Below are 18,232 nucleotides of genomic sequence, written 5' to 3' on the forward strand. Positions count from 1 at the left end.
CTCCCGGAGCCGGCGGCGCGCACCGAAGATACCTCGCCGCTCGCCGGGCGCGTCGCCGCAGGGTGAGGGGCCGACGAGTACCCCGCGGCGCCTTGGCGGATGGTGGGACCGGATGGCGTACGGTGACGGATCCGGCGTGCTCCCTGGCGCCCCAAGGCGGTTTTCCCTATCGTGTCGATAGGAGATAGGGAGGTGCCATGCGGCGCACGGTGGCGGTGGTCGGAGGCGGGTGCTCCGGCGTTCTGATGACGCGGGAGCTGCTGCGATGCAGCGACGACGCCGTCGTCCTCGTCGAGCCCGGCACGCCGGGCGGCGGGGTGGCGTACGGCAACGCCCAGCCCTGGCACGTGCTCAACTCGCGAGCCGGTGCGATGAGCGCCGATCCCGGCGACGCCGGCCACTTCGTGCGCTGGTCCGGTGCCGCCCCCGCGGAGTTCCGGCCGCGCCGCGAGTACGGCCACTACCTGCGCGAGGTCTTCGAGGAAGCCGTCGCCGGCGAGCCCGGGCGGTTCGACCTGCGCCGCGGCCGGGCGGCGCGCATCGTGCCGGACGCCGACGGTGGCACGGTCGTCCTGGACGACGGTACGGCCGTGCACGCCGACCACGTCATCCTGGCCACCGGTGGTCCCGCCGCCGCCCGGCAGCCCCTGGAGCACCCCCGCTTCATCGACGATCCCTGGGCGCCCGGCGTGCTGGAGTCGCTGCCGTCCGACCGGCCCGTACTGCTGGTCGGCACGGGCCTGACCGCCGTCGACGCCGCGCTCACCCTCACCGCCGACGGACGCCGCAGCGCCCCGGTGGTGGCCGTGAGCCGGCGTGGGTTGCTGCCGCTCACGCACACCGCCGAGGCCACTCCGCCCGCCGCCCCGGCGCTGGACGACTGTGCCACGCTGCGCGACGTCGTCCGGGCCGTAAGGTCAGCCGCGGGGGAGGCGGGTGACTGGCGGCCGGTCGTCGACGGGATGCGGCCGGTCCTCGACCGGCTCTGGACCGCGCTCACGCTGGAGGAGCAGGACGCCTTCCTGCGGCACCTGGCCCGCGCCTGGGAGTGTCACCGGCACCGGATGGCGCCCGAGATCGCGGCGCGGGTGGTCGCGCTGCGCGAGGCGGGGCTGCTGGAGATCCGCCGCGGCGGGGTCGCCGCGTGGCCGGGCCTCGCGGACTTCGCCGCGGTCGTGAACTGTGCCGGGCCGGGGCGGCTGCCCGGCGCCGCGGGCCCGCTCGTCGGCGGCCTGCTGGACGCCGGCCTGGCGCGGGTGGGGCCGCACAGCCTGGGGCTGGACATCGACCCGGCCGGCCGGCTGGTGGGCGCCGACGGCCGCCCGCACGAGCGGCTCTGGGTCATCGGCCCCCTGCGCCGGGGCGCACAGTGGGAGACGACCGCGGTGCCGGAGATCCGGGCGCAGGCCCACCGCCTCGCCACCGATCTGCAGGCCCGCCGGGTCCCGGTGGCCGTATAGCAGACGATCGTTAACGACTGTCGGCATCCCGGTTTGGTGATAACCCGATGCTATGGCACGGATGAATTCCCAGGTCAGGGTCGGTTTGATGGCTGTCTAGGCGACTCTCGCGCGTCTTGAGTTGTCATAGATAGTTCTCAATACTGCGGATGGCACTCGGTACGCCGGGCTTCCGGCGTACCCCCCATCCCCCTGGGAGGACCCCGTGCGTAACCCCGGCTCCAAGCTCGGCCGACCGATCGTCGGCCTGGCCGCCCTCCTGCTCGCCGGCAGCGCCTTCGCGTCACCCGCGTCCGCCGCCCCGGCAGGTCCCGCCGCCGACCCCTCGTTCGCCCCCTCCGCCCTCGCCACCAGCCTCGACGCCCAGCTCGGGACCAAGGCCGCCGGCTCGTACGTCGACTCGGCCGGCAAGATCGTCGTCAACGTGACGGACGCCGCCACGGCCGCCTCGGTCACGGCCGCCGGTGCCACCCCGCGCTACGTGGCGCGCAGCGGCGCCGCGCTGGCCGCCGCCGACTCCACGCTCAGGCAGACGCTCAAGACCCCCGGCACCTCCTTCGCTCTCGACCCGGTGAGCAACCAGATCCTGGTCACCGGCGACAGCACGGTGACCGGCGCGAAGCTCGCCACTGTCAAGGCCGTCGTGGCCAAGCTCGGCGACAAGGCCCGCTTCGAATCGGTGCCCGGCACGCTCCGCCCCACGATCGTCGGCGGTGACGCCATCTACACCGGCGGCGCCCGCTGCTCGCTCGGTTTCAACGTGCGCAGCGGCAGCACCTACTACTTCCTGACCGCCGGTCACTGCACCAATATCGGCTCCTCCTGGAGCAACGGCTCCACGACGATCGGCAGCCGGGCCGGTACCAGCTTCCCGGGTAACGACTACGGCATCGTGCAGTACACCAACGCCAGCATCTCGCACCCCGGCTACGTCGGAAACCAGGACATCACGGGCGCCGGCACGCCTGCGGTCGGCAGCACGGTCTACCGTCGCGGCAGCACGACCGGAATCCACTCCGGCCAGGTCACGGCGCTCAACGCGACCGTGAACTACGCCGAGGGCTCGGTGTACGGCCTGATCCGCACCACCGTCTGCGCGGAACCCGGCGACTCGGGCGGCTCGCTCTACTCCGGAACCACCGCGCTGGGTTTGACCTCCGGCGGCAGCGGTAACTGCTCCTCCGGTGGCACCACGTTCTTCCAGCCGGTGACCGAACCGCTCGGCGTGTACGGCGTCTCCGTCTACTGAGCCTTCCTCCACCACAGAAAGGCCCCGGCCGCCCGCCGGGGCCTTTCTGCGTCCTGATCGACCATTGACAATGTGTTCATGACCGCTGAGACGCCGCTCGCCGCGCACCGCAAGATCGCACGGGGCGAGCTCGCCCCCGGCTGCCCCGTCCACGCCGACGCCGACGGCGTGTGGCACGTCCAGGACGTCGCGGCCGCCCGGGCGATGCTCCGCAGCACCGAGACCCGCCAGGCCGGCTTCAACGCCGAGAACGCCGCGAAGCTGGAGGGACGCATGCGGTTGCCCGTGCTCTACCGCGACGGGCCCGAGCACCGCGAGAACCGGCGCCAGACCGCGAAGTACTTCACGCCGCGCCGCGTGGATACGGCGTACCGATCACTCATGGAGCGTCTCGCCGACGAGCAGTGCGCGGTGCTGCGGCGCCGGGGTGAGGCGGACCTGTCGCAGTTGTCCTTCGCGCTCGCGGTGGCCGTCGCCGCGGAGGTCATCGGGCTCACCGAGAGCGGCTCGATGGCGGCCCGGCTGAACCGCTTCTTCGAGGGCACCGCGGCCCCCAACCGGTTGGCCGAAGTGCTCAAGGAGGTGCGCTCGAACGCCAACATGGCGCTGTTCTACTGGCGCGACGTGCGCCCGGCCATCGCCGTGCGGCGCCGGGAACGCCGCGACGACCTGATCTCGCACCTGCTCGACGAGGGCTGCACCAAGAGCGAGATCCTCGGCGAGTGCGTGATGTTCGCGGCGGCCGGAATGGTCACGACCCGCGAGTTCATCACGGCCGCCGCCTGGCACCTGCTCACCGACGACGAGCTGCGTGCCGCCTTCACCGGCGGCGACGAGAAGCAGCGGGCCGCCATCCTGCACGAGCTCCTGCGCCTCGAGCCGGTCGTCGGCAACATCCTCCGGCGGACCACGGCCGACGTCGCGGTGCCCGGTGCCGTGATCCCCGCGGGCGCTCGGGTCGACGTCGGTGTCGCCGCGGCCAACCTGGACCCCGGGGCGATCGGTCCCGATGCGGGCCGGATCTGCCCGGGACGCGCGATGCCCGACGGCGTGGGGGACGCGGGCATGTCCTTCGGGGACGGTCCGCACCGCTGCCCCGGGGCGTACATCGCCATCCAGGAGACGGACATCTTCCTGAGCAAGCTGCTCGCGATGCCGGGCCTGCGGATGGTGTCACCGCCGAAGGTCGGCCTGCGGCCCGAGATCGCCTCGTACGAGCTGACGAACCTGCGCCTCTCCGTCCGGTGAACCGTCCACTCAGAGCCGCCCGAGCGTGCGGACGAGGGCGGTGGCCGTACGCGCGATGAGGGTGTTGTCGAAGTCGGCGTCCGCAGCCGGCCGGTTGGTGTAAACGGCCAGCACCAACGGCGCACCCGTCGGCGGTTCGACCAGCGCGATGTCGTTCGCCGCGCCGTACGCGTCCGACGAGCCGGTCTTGTCGCCCACGGTCCAGTCGGTCGGCAGGCCGGCCCGGATGCGGGCATCGCCGGTGGTGTTGGCGCGCAGCCAACCGGCCAGGCGGGCGCGATCGTCGCGGTGCAGTGCCGTGCCCAGGGTCAGCGCCTGCAGGTTGCGTGCCATGGCCTTCGGCGTCGTGGTGTCGCGGATCTCGGTGGGCGACCAGTCGTTGAGGTCGGTCTCCCACCGGTCGAGGCGGGTGACCGGATCGCCGAGACCGCGGGCGTAGCGGGTCACGGCTTCCGGGCCACCGAGCTGCCGCAGCAGGAGATTGGCGGCGGTGTTGTCGCTGTAGGTCAGCGCCGCCTCGCACAGCGCGGCGACGGTCATGCCGTCCCCGACGTGCAGGCTGGTGATCGGCGAGTACTCCACGAGATCCCCGCCGCCGAAGTGGATCACCCGGTCCAGCAGGCCGGGGTCGCACGTGCGGGCCCGCCGCAGCACCGCCGCCGAGGCGAGGGCCTTGAACGTCGACAGCAGCGGAAAGGTCTCGCCGGCGCGATGCTGGAACGTACGGCCGTTGCCGGTGTCGAGGGCGAAGGCTCCGATCCGTGCGCCGTAGGTCCGCTCCAGCTCCGCCAGGCCGGATGTCGCACGGGCAGCACCGGGAAACAGGAGGAGCGCGGCCGCGGTGGCGCCGCCGGTGAGCAGGGTTCGCCGGGAAAAGTCACGCATGAGCGCCACCCTGCCGGTTTGTCCGTCAAGTACACGTGAAACGGCGGCCCTCCCGCCCGGGAGGGCCGCCGTTGCCGCGCTGCTAGTCGGTGCCGCAGCCGGCGTACACCTTGAACTCCCACAGTGAGTAGCCCCACGGCGTGCCGCGCTCCGTGCCGCTCATCCGGACGTAGCGGGCGGTGCCGGTGATCGGCACCGTCCGGGTTCCGGCCGCGCCGTCGGTCACCGTCGCGGCGGTGGTCCAGCTCGTGCCGTTCGTGCTGGTCTGGATCTGGTACGCCTTGCCGTACGCGGTCTCCCAGTTCAGCTCGACCCGGCCGAGCTCCTGCGCGGAACCGAGGTCGACCTGCAGCCACTGCGGGTCGGCGAAGGCGCTGGACCACCGGGTGGCGGCGTCGCCGTCCACGGCCGAACTCGCCGGGTAGGCGGCCGACTCGGTCGACGACGAGGTGGCCGTGCGGCCCTGCGAGAGCAGCGGTCCACCGGTGCACGGGGTCTCCGGGTCGGCCGGCGGGGTGGTGGTGCCGCCCCCGGTCGCGTTGCCGCCGGTCCAGTTGGTGGCGCCGGTGGCGACCGTACGCCCGCCGGGCACGTTCAGCGTCCTGCCGTCGGAGAAGGTCACGGTCAGCGGGGTGTTGGTGATGTTGGCCGCCACGTACGTCCGCGCACCGTTCTTGGTGAAGACCTTGGCGAGCGGGTGGTTCGCCGTCACGCCGGTGTCGACCTGGCCGAGGGCGGCGAGGTTACGGATCCAGTGGAACGTGTGCGCCTTGCTCTCGCCCTCCTCCGGCGTGTACGAGCCGGCGGCCTGCAGCTTGGCGAGCGCCGCGTCCGGGTCGCCGAGGGCCAGGTACTGCCAGAGGATGTCACGCCAGGTGGTCGGCTCACCGCCGTTGTTGCGGACCATCTCGGCGTACGTGTTGCGGACGGCGGCCGGGTAGTCGCCGAGGTAGAGCTGGCCGCCGGTCATCGGCAGCATGTTGATGCCCACGACCATCGCGTGGTCGGAGGAGAACCACGTCGCGTACGCGCCACCCGAGCCCCAGGCGATCGCCGAGTAGTTGTGCCCCCAGGTCGCCGGGAAGTTCTCGTTGTGGACGTCGAACCAGTACTCGTTGATGGCCGCGGCCTGGGTGGTGTGCAGCCAGATGCCGGCATCGCGGATCTTGTTGTTGCCGGTCGCCTGTCCCCATTGGATGAGCGCGTTGGCGAAGTTCTGGCCCTCCGACGACGACTCCTGGTTGTTGCCCGCCCCGAAAGCGCCGTGCCCGGACGCCCAGTCGTGGCCCTCGTAGATGTCGAAGTCGCGCAGGTACGGGAACCGGGTGTCGCCGCGGTCGTAGTTGTTGGCGTCGCGGATGAGCAGGTCCACCATGCCGCCGTACCGGGCGCTCGAGGCCCACGACGGGTCGAACTTGGCGAGGGTGGCCGCCGCGGCGACGTAGTAGCCGTAGTGGAAGTGGTGGTCGTTCAGGTCCTCGTCGGAGGCGTACGACGCGGGGTAGCCGATCAGCGTGCCCCAGTTCTTGTCGTAGTAGAACACCCGCGACGTCTTGCCGGCCGAGGCGGTGAACCAGTCCGTGAGCCGCGTCCGGATCTCGTTCAGCGCCGAGTCGCGGACCGAGGTCTGGTTGAGCTGGTCGGCGATCTCCGCGATCCGCGCTGCGCGGCCCAGGCCCTTACCGGTCCAGTACGTGTCGTCGCCCCGGAAGTCGGACGGGTTGTTGAGCTCGTTGCCGAGGTACGTGGTGATCTGCGACAGGTCGGTGCCGCCCGAGTCGCCCACGGCCGGGATCTCCGGGAGCACGCCCGTGTACTTCATCGACGTGCTGAACGACGTACCCGTGACGATCTTCATCGCTCCGCGCGGCGAGACGTAGGTGCGGTCCAGCGGGGAAGCGCCGGTGAGGTAGCGCCACTGGTGGGGATACAGCGCGATGACCGTGCCCGAGCCGCTGCCCTCGCGGGCCGTCGTGGTCACGGTGTAGGTCGTGTTCACGGTGCCCGCGGCTTGGTTGTACGTGTACGACACCCGGGTGCCGGTCACGTGGTTGTGCGCGTACTGGCCGAAGGTGTCGGCGAGGGCGACCTTGTCCGCCGTGCTCGCGCTCGACAGGGTCGGCAGCACCGCGACGGAGAAATAGCCCTTGCCCGCCAGGCTCGAGCGGATCGTGCTGCCATCGACCGTCCACGTCGAACCGGACGGCCCGTACGCGACGTAGTCGTGCCCGCCGATCGAGAAGCCGACCCGGTTGCCGCTGTTCTGCCACGTGGTCGGCGGCCCGGTGATGGTCAGCAGCGCGTCGCCGCCCGTCGCCTGGTAGTACGACATCGGCAGGCCGTGGCCGATGGTGGCCTTCAGGGTGCGCGTCCCGTCGTTCCACGAGGGCGTCACCGTCCAGTCGGTCCACCCGTCGACGAGCGCCTGCGAGGCGTTCAGCCCGGCGACCCCCACGACCACGTGCTGCGCGTACGGGTAATGGAACTCGCCCAGCCCGGTCGGGCTCCCGCTGATGGCGGCATCGGTCTGGTACGACAGCCCCAGCCCGCTCGCCACCGGCCGGTAGGCGGCCGGCCCGGCGAACAACGGCTGCGAGAAGTTGCAGTCGTCGCCCTTCTTGAACAGCAGCGACGACCACCAGTCGTTGGTCGGCACGGCGCCCGCGGGGGCGTTCGGGGTCACGTACTGCCGCGGGTTGGTCGCCAGCGAGCCGCAGCCGTTGGGGAGTTTGGCGCCTGCCGGCAGCGTCTCGGTGTAGCTGCCGGCGCCGAGGGTCGCCGCGTCGGCGGGCCCGGCGACGGAGACCGCCAAGATGCCGGCGCCAAGCGTGACGACAGCAGCGGTGGCCAGGCCGGCGAGGCGGCGAGAGCGGTGGGGGAGCGGGGAATGCATCAGGTGCCTCCGGTGGGTTCGGGGGTCGCCCTGAACCGCGGTGGGGGACTCCGCGGTGAAGGGTGTGAGAGCGCTCTCTCACGGTGCCGTGAGATTAACTGTCACACTCTTTTTTCGTCAATGTTAACGACCATCTATTGACGTGGCGGATCCACGCCCCCGGCGGAAGCTCCGCGACACGGGCTTCAGCTGGGATAATTCCGCGGGTTCAGCCCTCTTCGGCCACGCGTTCCTCGCCGCGCCGGCGCAACATCTTGAGGCCGGGCAGACCGATGATCGCCAGGTGCAGGTCGTTGGTGACCTCCAGCAGGGCGTGCAGATCCGGTCCCACCTGATCCAGCTTGCCGAGCAACGGCATCACGTCGTGGCTGAGGTGCTCCCGCAGGCGGGGGAGCTCGTCGATCATCTTGATCGCCGCCGTGACCTCCTCGGGCGTCAGCTCCTCGATGAACCGGGCCGCCAGCGGTGCCGCCCGGCGCAGCGTGGGCGCGTAGCCGTCGAGCAGCTCCCGGGCCTGCGCCGATGTGGACTGCGCCTGCTCCACGACGCCGGCCGCCGAGCCGGTGATCCGGGCGACCTCCTCGACCGCCAGCGCCACCGCCGCCAGAATCGCCTTGGTCTCCCGGATGGCGTCCGCGGCGTCCACGACCGTGCCGCCGACGCCAGCCACCAGCGTTCCCGCCTCACCCGCGGTGCGGTCGACCCGCCCGATCAGGCCCTCCGCCGAGATCGCCGTGCGATCGACGCGCCCGATCAGGTCCTCCGCCGCGATCGCCGTGCGATCGACGCGTCCCACGAGCGTCTCCACGCCGGCCGCGGCGCGGTCGACCCGGGCCACGAGCGTGTCGGCCTCCGCGGCCGTGTGGTCGAGGCGGGACATGAGGGTCTGCGCGCCGCCGACCGTGCCGCCGACGCGGGCGATCAGGGACTCGGCGTCGCCGACCGCGCGCTCGACCCGCTCGATCAGGCCGTCGGCGCGCTCGGCCAGCACGGTGATCCGGCTGACGAGCAGTTCCGTCTGGCCGAGCAGGCTCAGCAGCCGGATCGGCACCGTGGCGACGGTGGCGGCGGTCTCCACCACCTGCCCGACGGCATAACGGGAGAATTCGACCAGGGCGGCGGGGGAGGGCAGCAGGGCCATGCCCACCATTGTGCCCAGAACCCTCGTGACCAACCGTGTACGTGATCATGCCGAGAGTCGACCGGTTTGGGATCTCGCCCGCGGCACGGCACTATGCAGGGGTGCGACCTACCCGACTCTGGATCTTCGCGGTGGCGGCGGTGGTGATCGTGGGCGGCGGTGTCCTGATCGGCCTGGGCATGCGCGACGGCAGCGGCGGCACCGGCGGCGGTTTCCTGCCCAGCTCCCTGACGTTCGGCAACAACGCCGGCACGCCGAGTGCGGCCCCGTCCCCGACCGGCCCGAGCCCCGAGGAGCTCGCGAAGGCCAAGCGGGCGGCGCAGGCCAAGAAACTGGACGCGGCCCTCAAGAAGCTGGCGGCCACCGCGCCCGAGTTCTCGGTCGCCGTCCTCGACAGGAAGACGGGCGAGCGCTACTCCTACAGGGGCTCGGAGCGCTACGACACCGCCAGCATCGTCAAGGCCCAGGTGCTGGCCTGCCTGCTGCTGAAGTCGCAGGACGCCGGCCGGGAACCGACGTCCGGCGAGATGAACCTGGCGCGGCCGATGATCCGGCTCAGCGACAACAACGCGACCACCTCGCTCTTCCAGCACCTCGGCGGCCGCGGCGCGATCACGAAGTGCAACACGCGGCTCGGCCTGACCCAGACGACGGTCAACACCGCCTGGGGCCTGACCAAGACGACCGTCAATGACCAGGTCAGGCTGCTCTCTCAGCTGGTCGATCCCAAGGGTCCGCTGGACGCCCGCTCCCGCAAGACCGCCTTCACCCTGATGAGCTCGGTCGACGACGCCCAGGACTGGGGGATCCCGTCGATCGCCCGGGCCGGCGAGGCGGCGACCGTCAAGAACGGCTGGGACACCCGATCGGCGGACGGCGGCCTCTGGGCGATCAACACGATCGGGCGAGTGGTCTCCGACGACGGGGACACCGACGTCTCGGTGGCCGTGCTGTCGCACAACAACCGGTCGATGGAGGCGGGCATCTCGCTCGTCGAGAAGGTCGCGAAGCTGACCCGCCAGCACCTCGACTACTGAGCGCAGCGTCAGGCGTTCTCCGGCGCATCGCCCGCTTCGGCGCGGGCCGACCTGCGCTTGTTCACCATGCTGACCACCTGGCCGATGACCACGACGAGGATGATCGCCGCCACCACGCCCTGCCACGGTTCCGGGAAGATCGAGCCGCCCGCCACCCCGATGCCCGCGTACACCACCGACCAGAGCGCGCAGGCCGGCAGGTTGGCCACGACGAAGGTGCGCCAGCTCAGGCCCAGGAAGCCCGCCGCGAGCAGGACCGGTACGCGGCCACCGGGCAGGAGCCGGGAGACGAGCAGGACCGGGATCTGACTCCGCTGCAGCCGTTCCTGCACCGCACCGAGATGTTCCCCGTCGCGCAGCCAGCGCAGCCGGCGTGCCAGTTGTTCCCCGCCGGCGCGGCACATCGCGTACATGACCAGGTCGCCCACGTAGGCGCCGGCCGCTCCCGCGGCGACGACGAGGACGATCAGGAACGGGTTGTTGTGGAACGCCAGCGCCGCCGCGCCGCTGACGGCCGCGCCGGTCGGGACGATCGGGACTATCGCGCCGAACGACACGACCACGAAGAGCCAGCCGAGGGCGGTCAGTTCGGAGATCACGCGGCCGGCTCGATCGTGAGGGTCTCACCGTGGCCCAGGACCCGCACCCGGGCGTCCGGGGCGGCCAGCGCAGCCCGGCGAGCGAATTCGGTGCCGGGCTCGCGGAACATGTGGGTACGGATCCGGCCCATGCCGACCGGCCAGAACGTGCCGTAGTGCACCGGCACGGCCCAGGCGGCCTTGACCCGGCGCAGGGCCTCCGCGCCGTCGGCCGCGTCGAGGTGCCCGTGGGCGGCGAGCGTGGGACCCCAGCCGCCCACCGGGATCAGCGCCAGGTCGAGCGGGCCCAGGTCGGCCATGCCGTCGAAGAGGCCGGTGTCGCCGCCGTACCAGGTGCGGGCGGCGCCCTCGACGACGAAGCCCATCGCCACCGACCGTACGCGCGACCAGGGGCCACGGCCGCCGTCGTGGGCCGCCGGCACAGCCCTCACCGTCACCGCGCCGACCGACGTCTCCTCGCCCGGCCGGAGTTCGACGCAGCGGTCCCCGTACCCGGGTCCCAGGCTCTTGGCGACGAAGGCCGCCGCCCCGCGCGGCACGATGAGCAGCGGCGAGCCGGGAACGGCCTTGAGCGACGGCAGGTGGAAATGGTCGGCGTGCAGGTGCGAGAGGAGCACCGCGTCGGGCGCCCCGGGCAGCACCGGCGTCGGGCCCGCCATCCGGCGCAGGTGGATCAGCCGGTCGGTGAGCACCGGGTCGGTGAGCAGCGACGTCCCGGAATCGGCCAGCCACATCGTGCTGTGCCCCCACCAGGTGACGCTCGCCTCGCTCACAGATCAACCGTACGGGAGTATGCGCACAGCTTCTTGAGAGCGCGGCCGCAGAGGCGCGCGTACAGGTGCTGGGCGACGACCGCCAACGGCCCGCCCAGCCGCATCAGGGGGCGGGCGGGACGGCTGAAGGCGGTCACGGAGAACCACACCCGGCCCCGGGCGTCGCGCTCGACGGTGAAGGCCTCCTCACCGCTGGCCTGGTGACCGGGGAGGGTGCCGTACCCGAATCCGGCCCGGTCCTTCTCCTCGGCCGTCCAGACCACCTCGCAGGGGACGCTCAGCGGCCCGGCACCGACGGTGAGCCGGACGCCCGGCGCCGCCCGCCCGGCCGCCGTCCGGATGCGGGCACCGGTGCGGCGGTGCATGCCGAACGTCAGGATGGCCTCGGCCGCGCGGTCGAAGACCTCCTCGCCGCCCACGTAGGTGCGGTAGTGCAGGTGCCGGTAGCCGGCCGGCAGCGGTTCGTGCAGTGTCGCGCCGACCTCGGCGTACGTGAACCCGGTCATCGTCGTCCTTTCCCTTTGCTAGACCAATGCCCCGGCGCGGCGCCAGCCCACCATGCCGCACACCGCGAATCCGAGGGCGTTCGCCACCCCGTGCGTCGCGGCCATCCAGGCGAGCGACGGGTGCGGCAGCCCGGTGGCCTCGCCCAGCGCCCACGCCACCGCCAGCACCATCGAGCCGGCGAGCACCAGCGCCGAGCCCCTGAGCAGCGCGGCGGTGAGCCGGTCGGGCGCGCCGGTGCGGGCGTGCCGCCAGGTGAGCCAGCCGACCACCCACATGCCGGCCGTCAGCACGAGCGCGCCGGCCAGCTCCACCCCTTCGGCGGTGAAGTAGCCCAGCAGCACCAGCAGCGTGCCGGCCGGGACGGTGAGCGCGGCGGCGTCCGCGGCCCGGCCCGGCCGCACGCGGGTCTGCAGGCCCGCGATCAGCGCGGCGGCGAAGCCGGCGAAGTGGAAGTGCGCCACGGTCAGGCTGAGCACGCCGAGCTCGAACCCGAACAGGTGATATCCACTGCGCTCGGCGACCAGGGCGCTCGCCGCGACGGCCGGGCCGATCAGGGCGGTCAGCACCGCGGCCTCGGCGGGCCACTCACTCCTCGGGCGGGCCGGTCTGCTGATCGCGTACGCACAGAGCACCGCGGCCGTGATCGCGTACCCGGTGGCGAAGGCGGTGGCGACGCTGCCGCGCGGCAACCACAGGCTGATCACCCCGGCCGCGGCGCCGAAGGGCCAGAGCCGCCGGGCGAGCCCGGCGGCGGGATCGGCCAGCAGCCGCAGTCCGGCCGGCACGACGACCAGCATCCCCACCGAGATCAGGAGGTTGACGAGCACCCGCATGGCGATCACCCCATATTTGAACGTGTTCAAGTCTAGGGGCCACTGTAACCCCTCCGTGCCGGGGTTTCCGAAGGGAGGTCCGCTGGGCACACTGACGCCGTGACAGGACCCCGTACCGCCGTCGTCGTGAATCCCGTCAAGGTGCCCGATCTCGACCTGCTCCGGCGCACCATCGTCGAAGGCCTCGCCACCGCCGGCTGGTCCGAGCCGCTCTGGCTGGAGACCACGCCGGAGGACTCGGGCCGCGGCCAGGCGCAGCAGGCGATCGACGAGGGCGCCGAGCTCGTCTTCGTCTGCGGCGGCGACGGCACGGTCATGGCGGTGATCTCGGCGCTGGCCGGCACCGACGTGGCGCTCGCCGTCATCCCGGCCGGCACCGGCAACCTGCTCGCCGCCAACCTGGGCCTGAACGGCGACGCCGCCACCGGCGTGGAGATCGCGCTGGAGGGCGGCCGGCGTCGCATCGACGTGGGCGTGTGCGGCGACAAGTGCTTCGCCGTGATGGCGGGGATGGGCTTCGACGCGAAGATGCTCGAGGGCACGTCCGAGACCGCGAAGAAGCACATCGGCTGGATCGCGTACGTGGGTGGCGCGCTGAAGCACCTGCGTGACAAGCCGATGCCCGTCGTGATCTCGCTGGACGGCAAGCCCCCGCTGCGGCGCCGGCCCCGGACGGTCATCGTCGGCAACGTCGGGCGGCTGCAGGGCGGCGTACGGCTGCTCAGCGAGGCCGACCCGGCGGACGGCCGCCTCGACGTCGCGATCCTCAGCCCCCGCAACCTCGCCCACTGGGCGGCGCTGGGCTGGGCGGTGATCCGGCGCCGCGAACGCGTACCGCGGATGGAGACGTACACGGCGGAGCGCATCGAGATCCGCAGCATCCGGCCGCAGCCACGGCAGCTCGACGGCGACCTGATCGAGCCGGGCGCCGCCATGTCGATCGGCGTGCGGCACCGGGCCCTGCTGCTCTGCGTGCCCCAGCCGGACAGCGACCCCGACCTCGCCTACGACAGCGGTGCCGCCGAAAGGGCCGCCGAGGAGGTGCGCGCGGCGGCGGAGGAAGCCAAGTGAGCAGCACCTCGCCCGTACCCGAGACCAAGATGATGCCGGGGGACGAGCTCTCGGCGGACGACGCTTTCCTGGCCCTGAAGCACTACGGTCGCTGGCACCTGCTGCGCGACGCGTTCGTGCGGTTCCGCTACGGCGACGGCTTCAGCCACTCCCGGGCGCTCGCGCTGCAGCTGTGCCTGGCCATCGTGCCGTTCATGATCGCGCTGTCCGGCCTCGCCACGGACCTCGGCGTCGAGGAGGGCGGGCAGGTCGTCGCCGACACGGTGCTCGCCTTCACCCCGGGCGCCAGCGAGCCGCTGGTGCGGGACCTGCTCAACGACGACGAGGGCACCGAGGACGCCGGCGAGCTGGCCCTGGTGCTGGGTCTGCTGACCGGCCTGGTGGCGCTGACCACCGCCATGGCCCAGATCGAGCGGGGCGCCAACCGCATCTACGGCGTCGAGCGCGACCGCAAGGCGCTCGAGAAGTACACCCGTGCGGCGGTGCTGGCGATCGTCGCCGGCCTGCCCGCCCTTTTCGGCTTCCTGCTGCTGGTCGCGGGGCACGCCACCGGCGACTCGATAGCCCGGCACTTCGGGTGGGGCTACGGCTTGCACCTGACCTTCGACATCGTGCGCTGGCCGGTCAGTCTGCTGCTCATCGTGTTCGCCGTCGGGCTGCTCTTCCGGCACTCGCCCCGGCGCCGCCAGCCCGGCCTCACCTGGCTGCTGTTCGGCGCCACCCTGTCGACCGTGCTGTGGTGGGTCGCCAGCCTGCTGCTCGCCGGGTACGTGCTGGTCAGCGACGGCTTCGGCGCCACGTACGGGCCGCTGACGGCGATGATGGCGCTGCTGCTCTGGGCCAACCTCACCGGCGTCGCCCTGTTCCTCGGGATCGCGTTCGCCGCCCAGCTGGAGGCCCAGCGGGTCGGCGTCACCCGGCCGGCGCTGCGCGACCACTGGAAGCCGGGCACCGAGGAATCCGGTGTACCGCAGAAGCGCGCCGGGTAAATCCGGCGCACCCCCGAGAGCCCAGGAGCCCGACATGGTCACGGACCAGCAGCAGAAACCGGCCGCCGAGGAACCCGTACGCCGGCGCCCGTTGATGCACTTCGCCGAGCGCAGCATGCTGGGCCTGCTCGTGGTCGTCGCGCTCGGCCTCGGCTTCGGCACGCTGCTGCTGCTCGTCCGCTCGCACTGGGGTCCCCTGGACCGCCTCGACCACGGCGTCGCCGACGCACTGAACCGGCTCGTGGCCCCGCACCCCGCGGTCGTCGACGCGCTCGAGTTCGTGGCCCGCCTCGGCGGCCGCCCGATCATGCTGTGGCTGGTCGTCATCGCCGCCGTGGCCCTGCTGATCCGCAAGCGGATCCGGCTCGCCGTCTACCTCGTGATCACCGGCATCGGAGCCCTGCTGCTCGACCCCTCGCTCAAGGCCCTGGTCGCCCGGGTACGCCCGGTCGTCGAGGCGCCGGTCGCCCACGCCCCCGGCAACAGCTTCCCGAGCGGCCACGCCCTCGGCTCGATGATCGTGTACGGGGCCCTGCTGCTCGTCTTCCTCCCGGCCGTCTCGTCGCGGCACCGCAAGTGGTTCGTGACCGTGATGGCGGTGATCGTCCTCGCGATCGGGCTGACCCGGATCTCGCTGGGCGTGCACTACGTGTCGGACGTGCTCGCCGGCTGGTTCCTCGGCGCCGCGTGGCTGGGTGTCACCGCGTACGCCTTCCGGGTCTGGCGCCGCGAGGTCGGCCGACCGGAGGTGCCGCTGGAGGACGGCCTGGAGCCGGAGGCCGCCGCCGACGTGCGGCCGGGCACCCCCGACGAGCGGCTGCTCCCGCACCCGTGGGCGGGCGCGATGGAGATCGTCGTCGGCTGGGTCCTGCTCTTCGGCGTGCTGTACGCCCTCGGCTGGACGCTGACGAACCACATGCCGTCCTGGCTGGAACGCTTCGACGACGGCGTGCCGCGATGGCTGCAGGGCTTCCGCACCCCCGGATGGGACGACGTCAGCTACGCGTGGAGCAAAGCCGGCGACACCCACGCGATCCTGCTCGTCTCGCTGGTGTTCTGCCCGATCGCCCTGGCCGTCTGGCGGCACTGGCGCATGGTGCTCTACGTCGTCCTGGCCATGTTCGGCGAGCTGACGCTGTTCCTGTGCACGGCCGCCGCGGTGGGCCGCCCACGCCCCCCGGTGGAGCAGCTCGACGGCAAGCTGCCCACCTCGTCGTTCCCGTCCGGCCACATCGCCGCGACGATGTGCCTCTACGCGGCGATCGCGGTGCTGGTGGTGCCGCGGCTGCGGGCGTACTGGTGGCGCTGGATCTTCGTGGTCCTGGCCGTCGTCATGCCGCTGGGCGTCGCGATCTCCCGGATGTATCGCGGCATGCATCATCCGACCGACGTGCTGGGCGCGGCGGTGCTGACCGCGGGGTGGCTCACCGTCCTCTACTTCTCGATCCGCCCGAACGCGGACGTGCGCCGTGACGCATAGCCTGCTCACCTGGAACATCAAGACGGGCGCGGGCGGAGGCCGGCTCGACGCGGTCGTGGCGCTGCTCGTCCGCGAGCGCCCGGACATCGTGGCTCTGCAGGAGCTGCGGGACTTCCAGCGCCACGACGGCCGCCGGATGCGCGAGGTCGCGGACGCGTTGGGCATGGTGGCGCACCTCGCCCCCTCCGCCTTCGGCCAGCCGGTCGCCGTTCTGGTACGCCCGCCCCTGACGATCGCCGGCCGATCCACGGTCCGCTGGCGCCTGCACCACGCCGCGGCCGCCGTCGAGGTGCCCACCCCGGCCGGCCCGCTGACCGTCGTGAGCACGCATCTGAACCCGTTCCGCCCGTACCGGCGGCAGCGCGAGGCCGGCTGGCTCGCCCACCGCCACCGGGCGCCGCTCACCCTGATCGCCGGCGACCTGAACGCGCTGGACCCGGACACCGCCCACACCGAGCGCCTCGCCCGGCTGCCGGAGCTGTACCGCCGCCGGCACCTCGACCGCGACGGCCGTCCCGACACGGCGGCGATCGGCGCGCTGCGCGCCGCGGGCTTCGTGGACGTCTGGCGTGCGGCGGGGGAGGGCGACGGCCTGACCGTGCCGACCACCAAGGGCGGCGGCCAGGAGTTTTCCAACGCCGGCATGCGGCTGGACTACGTCATGGCGCGACCGGAGCTGGCCGCCCGCGCCTCTCACGCCCGGGTGATCCACGGCGACGAGGCGGAATGGGCCTCGGACCACTACCCGCTCGCCGTGGAGCTGGACCTCACAACACCGTATTGAGCAGCACCGTCAGCAGGATCGACAGCAGGACCGACACGACGATCATCGCCAGGCAGCCCGGCCCGCCGCCGAAGACCCGGACCTCGGTGTTTCCGATACGCATAGCTCCCGACTACCCCGTCGCGCCGGAAGCACACCACCCCCGCCGCCCCGCGCGAGCCAACGCCGGTCCACGACAACGGCCCGTACGCCGGGCCCGCTGCGGCCGGGCGCAGTTCGACGCGTGGGCGGGCAACGGCAACAGGTCTACCAGCACTCACCGACGAAGAACGCTCAGCGCTCGGAGGCGTCGGTGTAGCAGGGGAGTCGCAGCAGCACGTCTAGGAGACGCTTACGTGTCCTACGCCGGCGCTGGACTGCCCGACCCATCGTGACCAGCCTCGCGATTCGAAGACGACGCCGTACCAACCGCTCGCGGGGGCCGTGTAGGTGAAGCTGTAGGTCTGCTGGTCCGTGTCGGCCTTCGGCATCTCCACCGACAGCGCCGCAGCCCCTCGAGTACGCGTCCAGGTCGTGGGATCGGGCGTGCTCTGCAGCACGGTGACAGAGTCGATGCTGTCGAGACCACGCACGGTGAAGGTGACCGTCCTGCCCGCCTGCAGGTTGATGTCACGCACGTCGACCAGCCACGGACCGTTCGCCATGCCGACGACCGACTCTGGCTGGGAGGCCGCCAGCACCTTGTCACCCCCGACGAACTGCGTCAGGTGTGTGGTCGGACGCCCCCCGTCGGTGGTCGAGGTGACGTCGGCCGTGTACGCGCCCAGCGGGTGACGCCCGCTGTTGTTGTCAACGGCAACCCAGTCCACGGTTCCGAAACCCTCGGCGGAACGCCCGACGGTGGTGCCGGTCGGCCCGGAGAGGGCGATGTCGCTCTGGCCGCCCTGGTAGCCGACGGTAGCGACGACCGACCAGTACGACGTCGCCATCGACACCGCGTAGGACTCGCGGACGCCCGTGGTGACCACCGCCGTGCCGCTGCCCAGCGCAGTGGCCGCCAGCGCGCTCCCGGGCGTCGCGGTCAGGAGAATGGCGAGCACGGCGGTCGCGGCAACTGCCACGGACGACAGTCTCCCGGTTCGACGGGTGGCGAAACGAAGCATCGACGTACTCCTTGATCGGCGGCGTTGCGCGAAGCATAGGGCAACGGCGCTGCCCCAGGCCCGCCCGCGGGGTGGCGGGTCCGGCGTTGTAGCCCCGATCCCGCCGCACCATCCGTCGGCTGATCCGCTGCCGGGTCCATGGCGCCTTTCTCAAGGTCCTGCGGGACGCGGGATAGCCCG

Annotated in this window: 16 protein-coding genes; 8 read left to right on the forward strand and 8 right to left on the reverse strand. The window is 72.1% G+C overall.

Annotation, left to right across the window (positions count from 1 at the left end; genetic code table 11):
• The first annotated feature begins 197 nt into the window (after positions 1 to 197).
• The 3 genes from ACIBO8_RS15915 (at position 198) to ACIBO8_RS15925 (ending at position 3,957) form a co-directional block, all read left to right on the forward strand.
• The gene (locus tag ACIBO8_RS15915; RefSeq protein WP_396115946.1) at positions 198 to 1,460 is read left to right on the forward strand and encodes an FAD/NAD(P)-binding protein; all 1,263 of its coding nucleotides are present in this window, start codon (positions 198 to 200) and stop codon (positions 1,458 to 1,460) included.
• Positions 1,461 to 1,665: 205 nt separating this feature from the next.
• Complete coding sequence (locus tag ACIBO8_RS15920) at positions 1,666 to 2,709, forward strand: S1 family peptidase (protein WP_396115947.1); 1,044 nt, start codon at positions 1,666 to 1,668, stop codon at positions 2,707 to 2,709.
• Between the two features lie 78 nt (positions 2,710 to 2,787).
• The gene (locus ACIBO8_RS15925) at positions 2,788 to 3,957 is read left to right on the forward strand and encodes a cytochrome P450 (protein ID WP_396115948.1); all 1,170 of its coding nucleotides are present in this window, start codon (positions 2,788 to 2,790) and stop codon (positions 3,955 to 3,957) included.
• Positions 3,958 to 3,966: 9 nt separating this feature from the next.
• Here ACIBO8_RS15925 and bla read toward each other — a convergent pair whose 3' ends face one another.
• The 3 genes from bla to ACIBO8_RS15940 form a co-directional block, all read right to left on the reverse strand.
• Positions 3,967 to 4,842: a class A beta-lactamase gene (gene bla / locus ACIBO8_RS15930; RefSeq protein WP_396115949.1), complete on the reverse strand. Its 876-nt coding sequence runs from the start codon at positions 4,840 to 4,842 to the stop codon at positions 3,967 to 3,969.
• A gap of 82 nt (positions 4,843 to 4,924) precedes the next feature.
• On the reverse strand, positions 4,925 to 7,735 hold the full coding sequence (locus tag ACIBO8_RS15935; RefSeq protein WP_396115950.1) for a glycosyl hydrolase: 2,811 nt from the start codon (positions 7,733 to 7,735) through the stop codon (positions 4,925 to 4,927).
• A 208-nt stretch (positions 7,736 to 7,943) separates the two neighbouring features.
• Positions 7,944 to 8,876, reverse strand: coding sequence for a hypothetical protein (locus tag ACIBO8_RS15940; RefSeq protein WP_396115951.1), 933 nt, complete (start codon positions 8,874 to 8,876; stop codon positions 7,944 to 7,946).
• 101 nt (positions 8,877 to 8,977) lie between these two features.
• On the opposite strand from ACIBO8_RS15940, the gene ACIBO8_RS15945 reads away from it, so the two are divergent.
• The gene (locus ACIBO8_RS15945; RefSeq protein WP_396115952.1) at positions 8,978 to 9,913 is read left to right on the forward strand and encodes a serine hydrolase; all 936 of its coding nucleotides are present in this window, start codon (positions 8,978 to 8,980) and stop codon (positions 9,911 to 9,913) included.
• Positions 9,914 to 9,921: 8 nt separating this feature from the next.
• On the opposite strand, the gene ACIBO8_RS15950 is transcribed toward ACIBO8_RS15945, so the two are convergent.
• Genes ACIBO8_RS15950 through ACIBO8_RS15965 form a run of 4 tightly spaced genes read right to left on the reverse strand, consistent with a single transcriptional unit; the run spans position 9,922 to position 12,625 of the window.
• Entirely contained in the window at positions 9,922 to 10,512 is a 591-nt protein-coding gene (locus ACIBO8_RS15950) for a DedA family protein (protein WP_396115953.1), read from the reverse strand.
• Positions 10,509 to 11,285: an MBL fold metallo-hydrolase gene (locus ACIBO8_RS15955; protein WP_396115954.1), complete on the reverse strand. Its 777-nt coding sequence runs from the start codon at positions 11,283 to 11,285 to the stop codon at positions 10,509 to 10,511. The genes ACIBO8_RS15950 and ACIBO8_RS15955 overlap by 4 nt, the downstream gene beginning before the upstream one ends.
• A complete protein-coding gene (locus ACIBO8_RS15960) occupies positions 11,282 to 11,791 on the reverse strand; it encodes a DUF1990 family protein (protein ID WP_396115955.1) in 510 nt (169 codons plus the stop codon). Before ACIBO8_RS15960 ends, ACIBO8_RS15955 begins: the two co-directional genes overlap by 4 nt.
• An 18-nt stretch (positions 11,792 to 11,809) precedes the next feature.
• A complete protein-coding gene (locus tag ACIBO8_RS15965; RefSeq protein ID WP_396115956.1) occupies positions 11,810 to 12,625 on the reverse strand; it encodes a YndJ family protein in 816 nt (271 codons plus the stop codon).
• Between the two features lie 99 nt (positions 12,626 to 12,724).
• On the opposite strand from ACIBO8_RS15965, the gene ACIBO8_RS15970 reads away from it, so the two are divergent.
• The 4 genes from ACIBO8_RS15970 to ACIBO8_RS15985 are packed head-to-tail and all read left to right on the forward strand — an operon-like array spanning position 12,725 to position 16,949.
• Positions 12,725 to 13,696 (forward strand): diacylglycerol/lipid kinase family protein, encoded by a 972-nt coding sequence (locus ACIBO8_RS15970; protein ID WP_396115957.1) that lies wholly within the window; start codon positions 12,725 to 12,727, stop codon positions 13,694 to 13,696.
• Positions 13,693 to 14,685: a YihY/virulence factor BrkB family protein gene (locus ACIBO8_RS15975; protein ID WP_396115958.1), complete on the forward strand. Its 993-nt coding sequence runs from the start codon at positions 13,693 to 13,695 to the stop codon at positions 14,683 to 14,685. The genes ACIBO8_RS15970 and ACIBO8_RS15975 overlap by 4 nt, the downstream gene beginning before the upstream one ends.
• A gap of 34 nt (positions 14,686 to 14,719) precedes the next feature.
• The gene (locus tag ACIBO8_RS15980; RefSeq protein WP_396115959.1) at positions 14,720 to 16,165 is read left to right on the forward strand and encodes a phosphatase PAP2 family protein; all 1,446 of its coding nucleotides are present in this window, start codon (positions 14,720 to 14,722) and stop codon (positions 16,163 to 16,165) included.
• Positions 16,155 to 16,949, forward strand: a complete 795-nt coding sequence (locus tag ACIBO8_RS15985; protein ID WP_396115960.1) for an endonuclease/exonuclease/phosphatase family protein — start codon at positions 16,155 to 16,157, stop codon at positions 16,947 to 16,949. The genes ACIBO8_RS15980 and ACIBO8_RS15985 overlap by 11 nt, the downstream gene beginning before the upstream one ends.
• A gap of 320 nt (positions 16,950 to 17,269) precedes the next feature.
• Here the strand turns inward: ACIBO8_RS15985 and ACIBO8_RS15990 are convergent, their stop codons facing one another.
• A complete protein-coding gene (locus ACIBO8_RS15990) occupies positions 17,270 to 18,010 on the reverse strand; it encodes a hypothetical protein (protein WP_396115961.1) in 741 nt (246 codons plus the stop codon).
• Positions 18,011 to 18,232: the final 222 nt, after the last annotated feature.

The sequence above is a fragment of the Actinoplanes sp. NPDC049681 genome (assembly GCF_044465265.1).
In the GTDB taxonomy this organism is placed as follows: Bacteria; Actinomycetota; Actinomycetes; order Mycobacteriales; family Micromonosporaceae; genus Actinoplanes.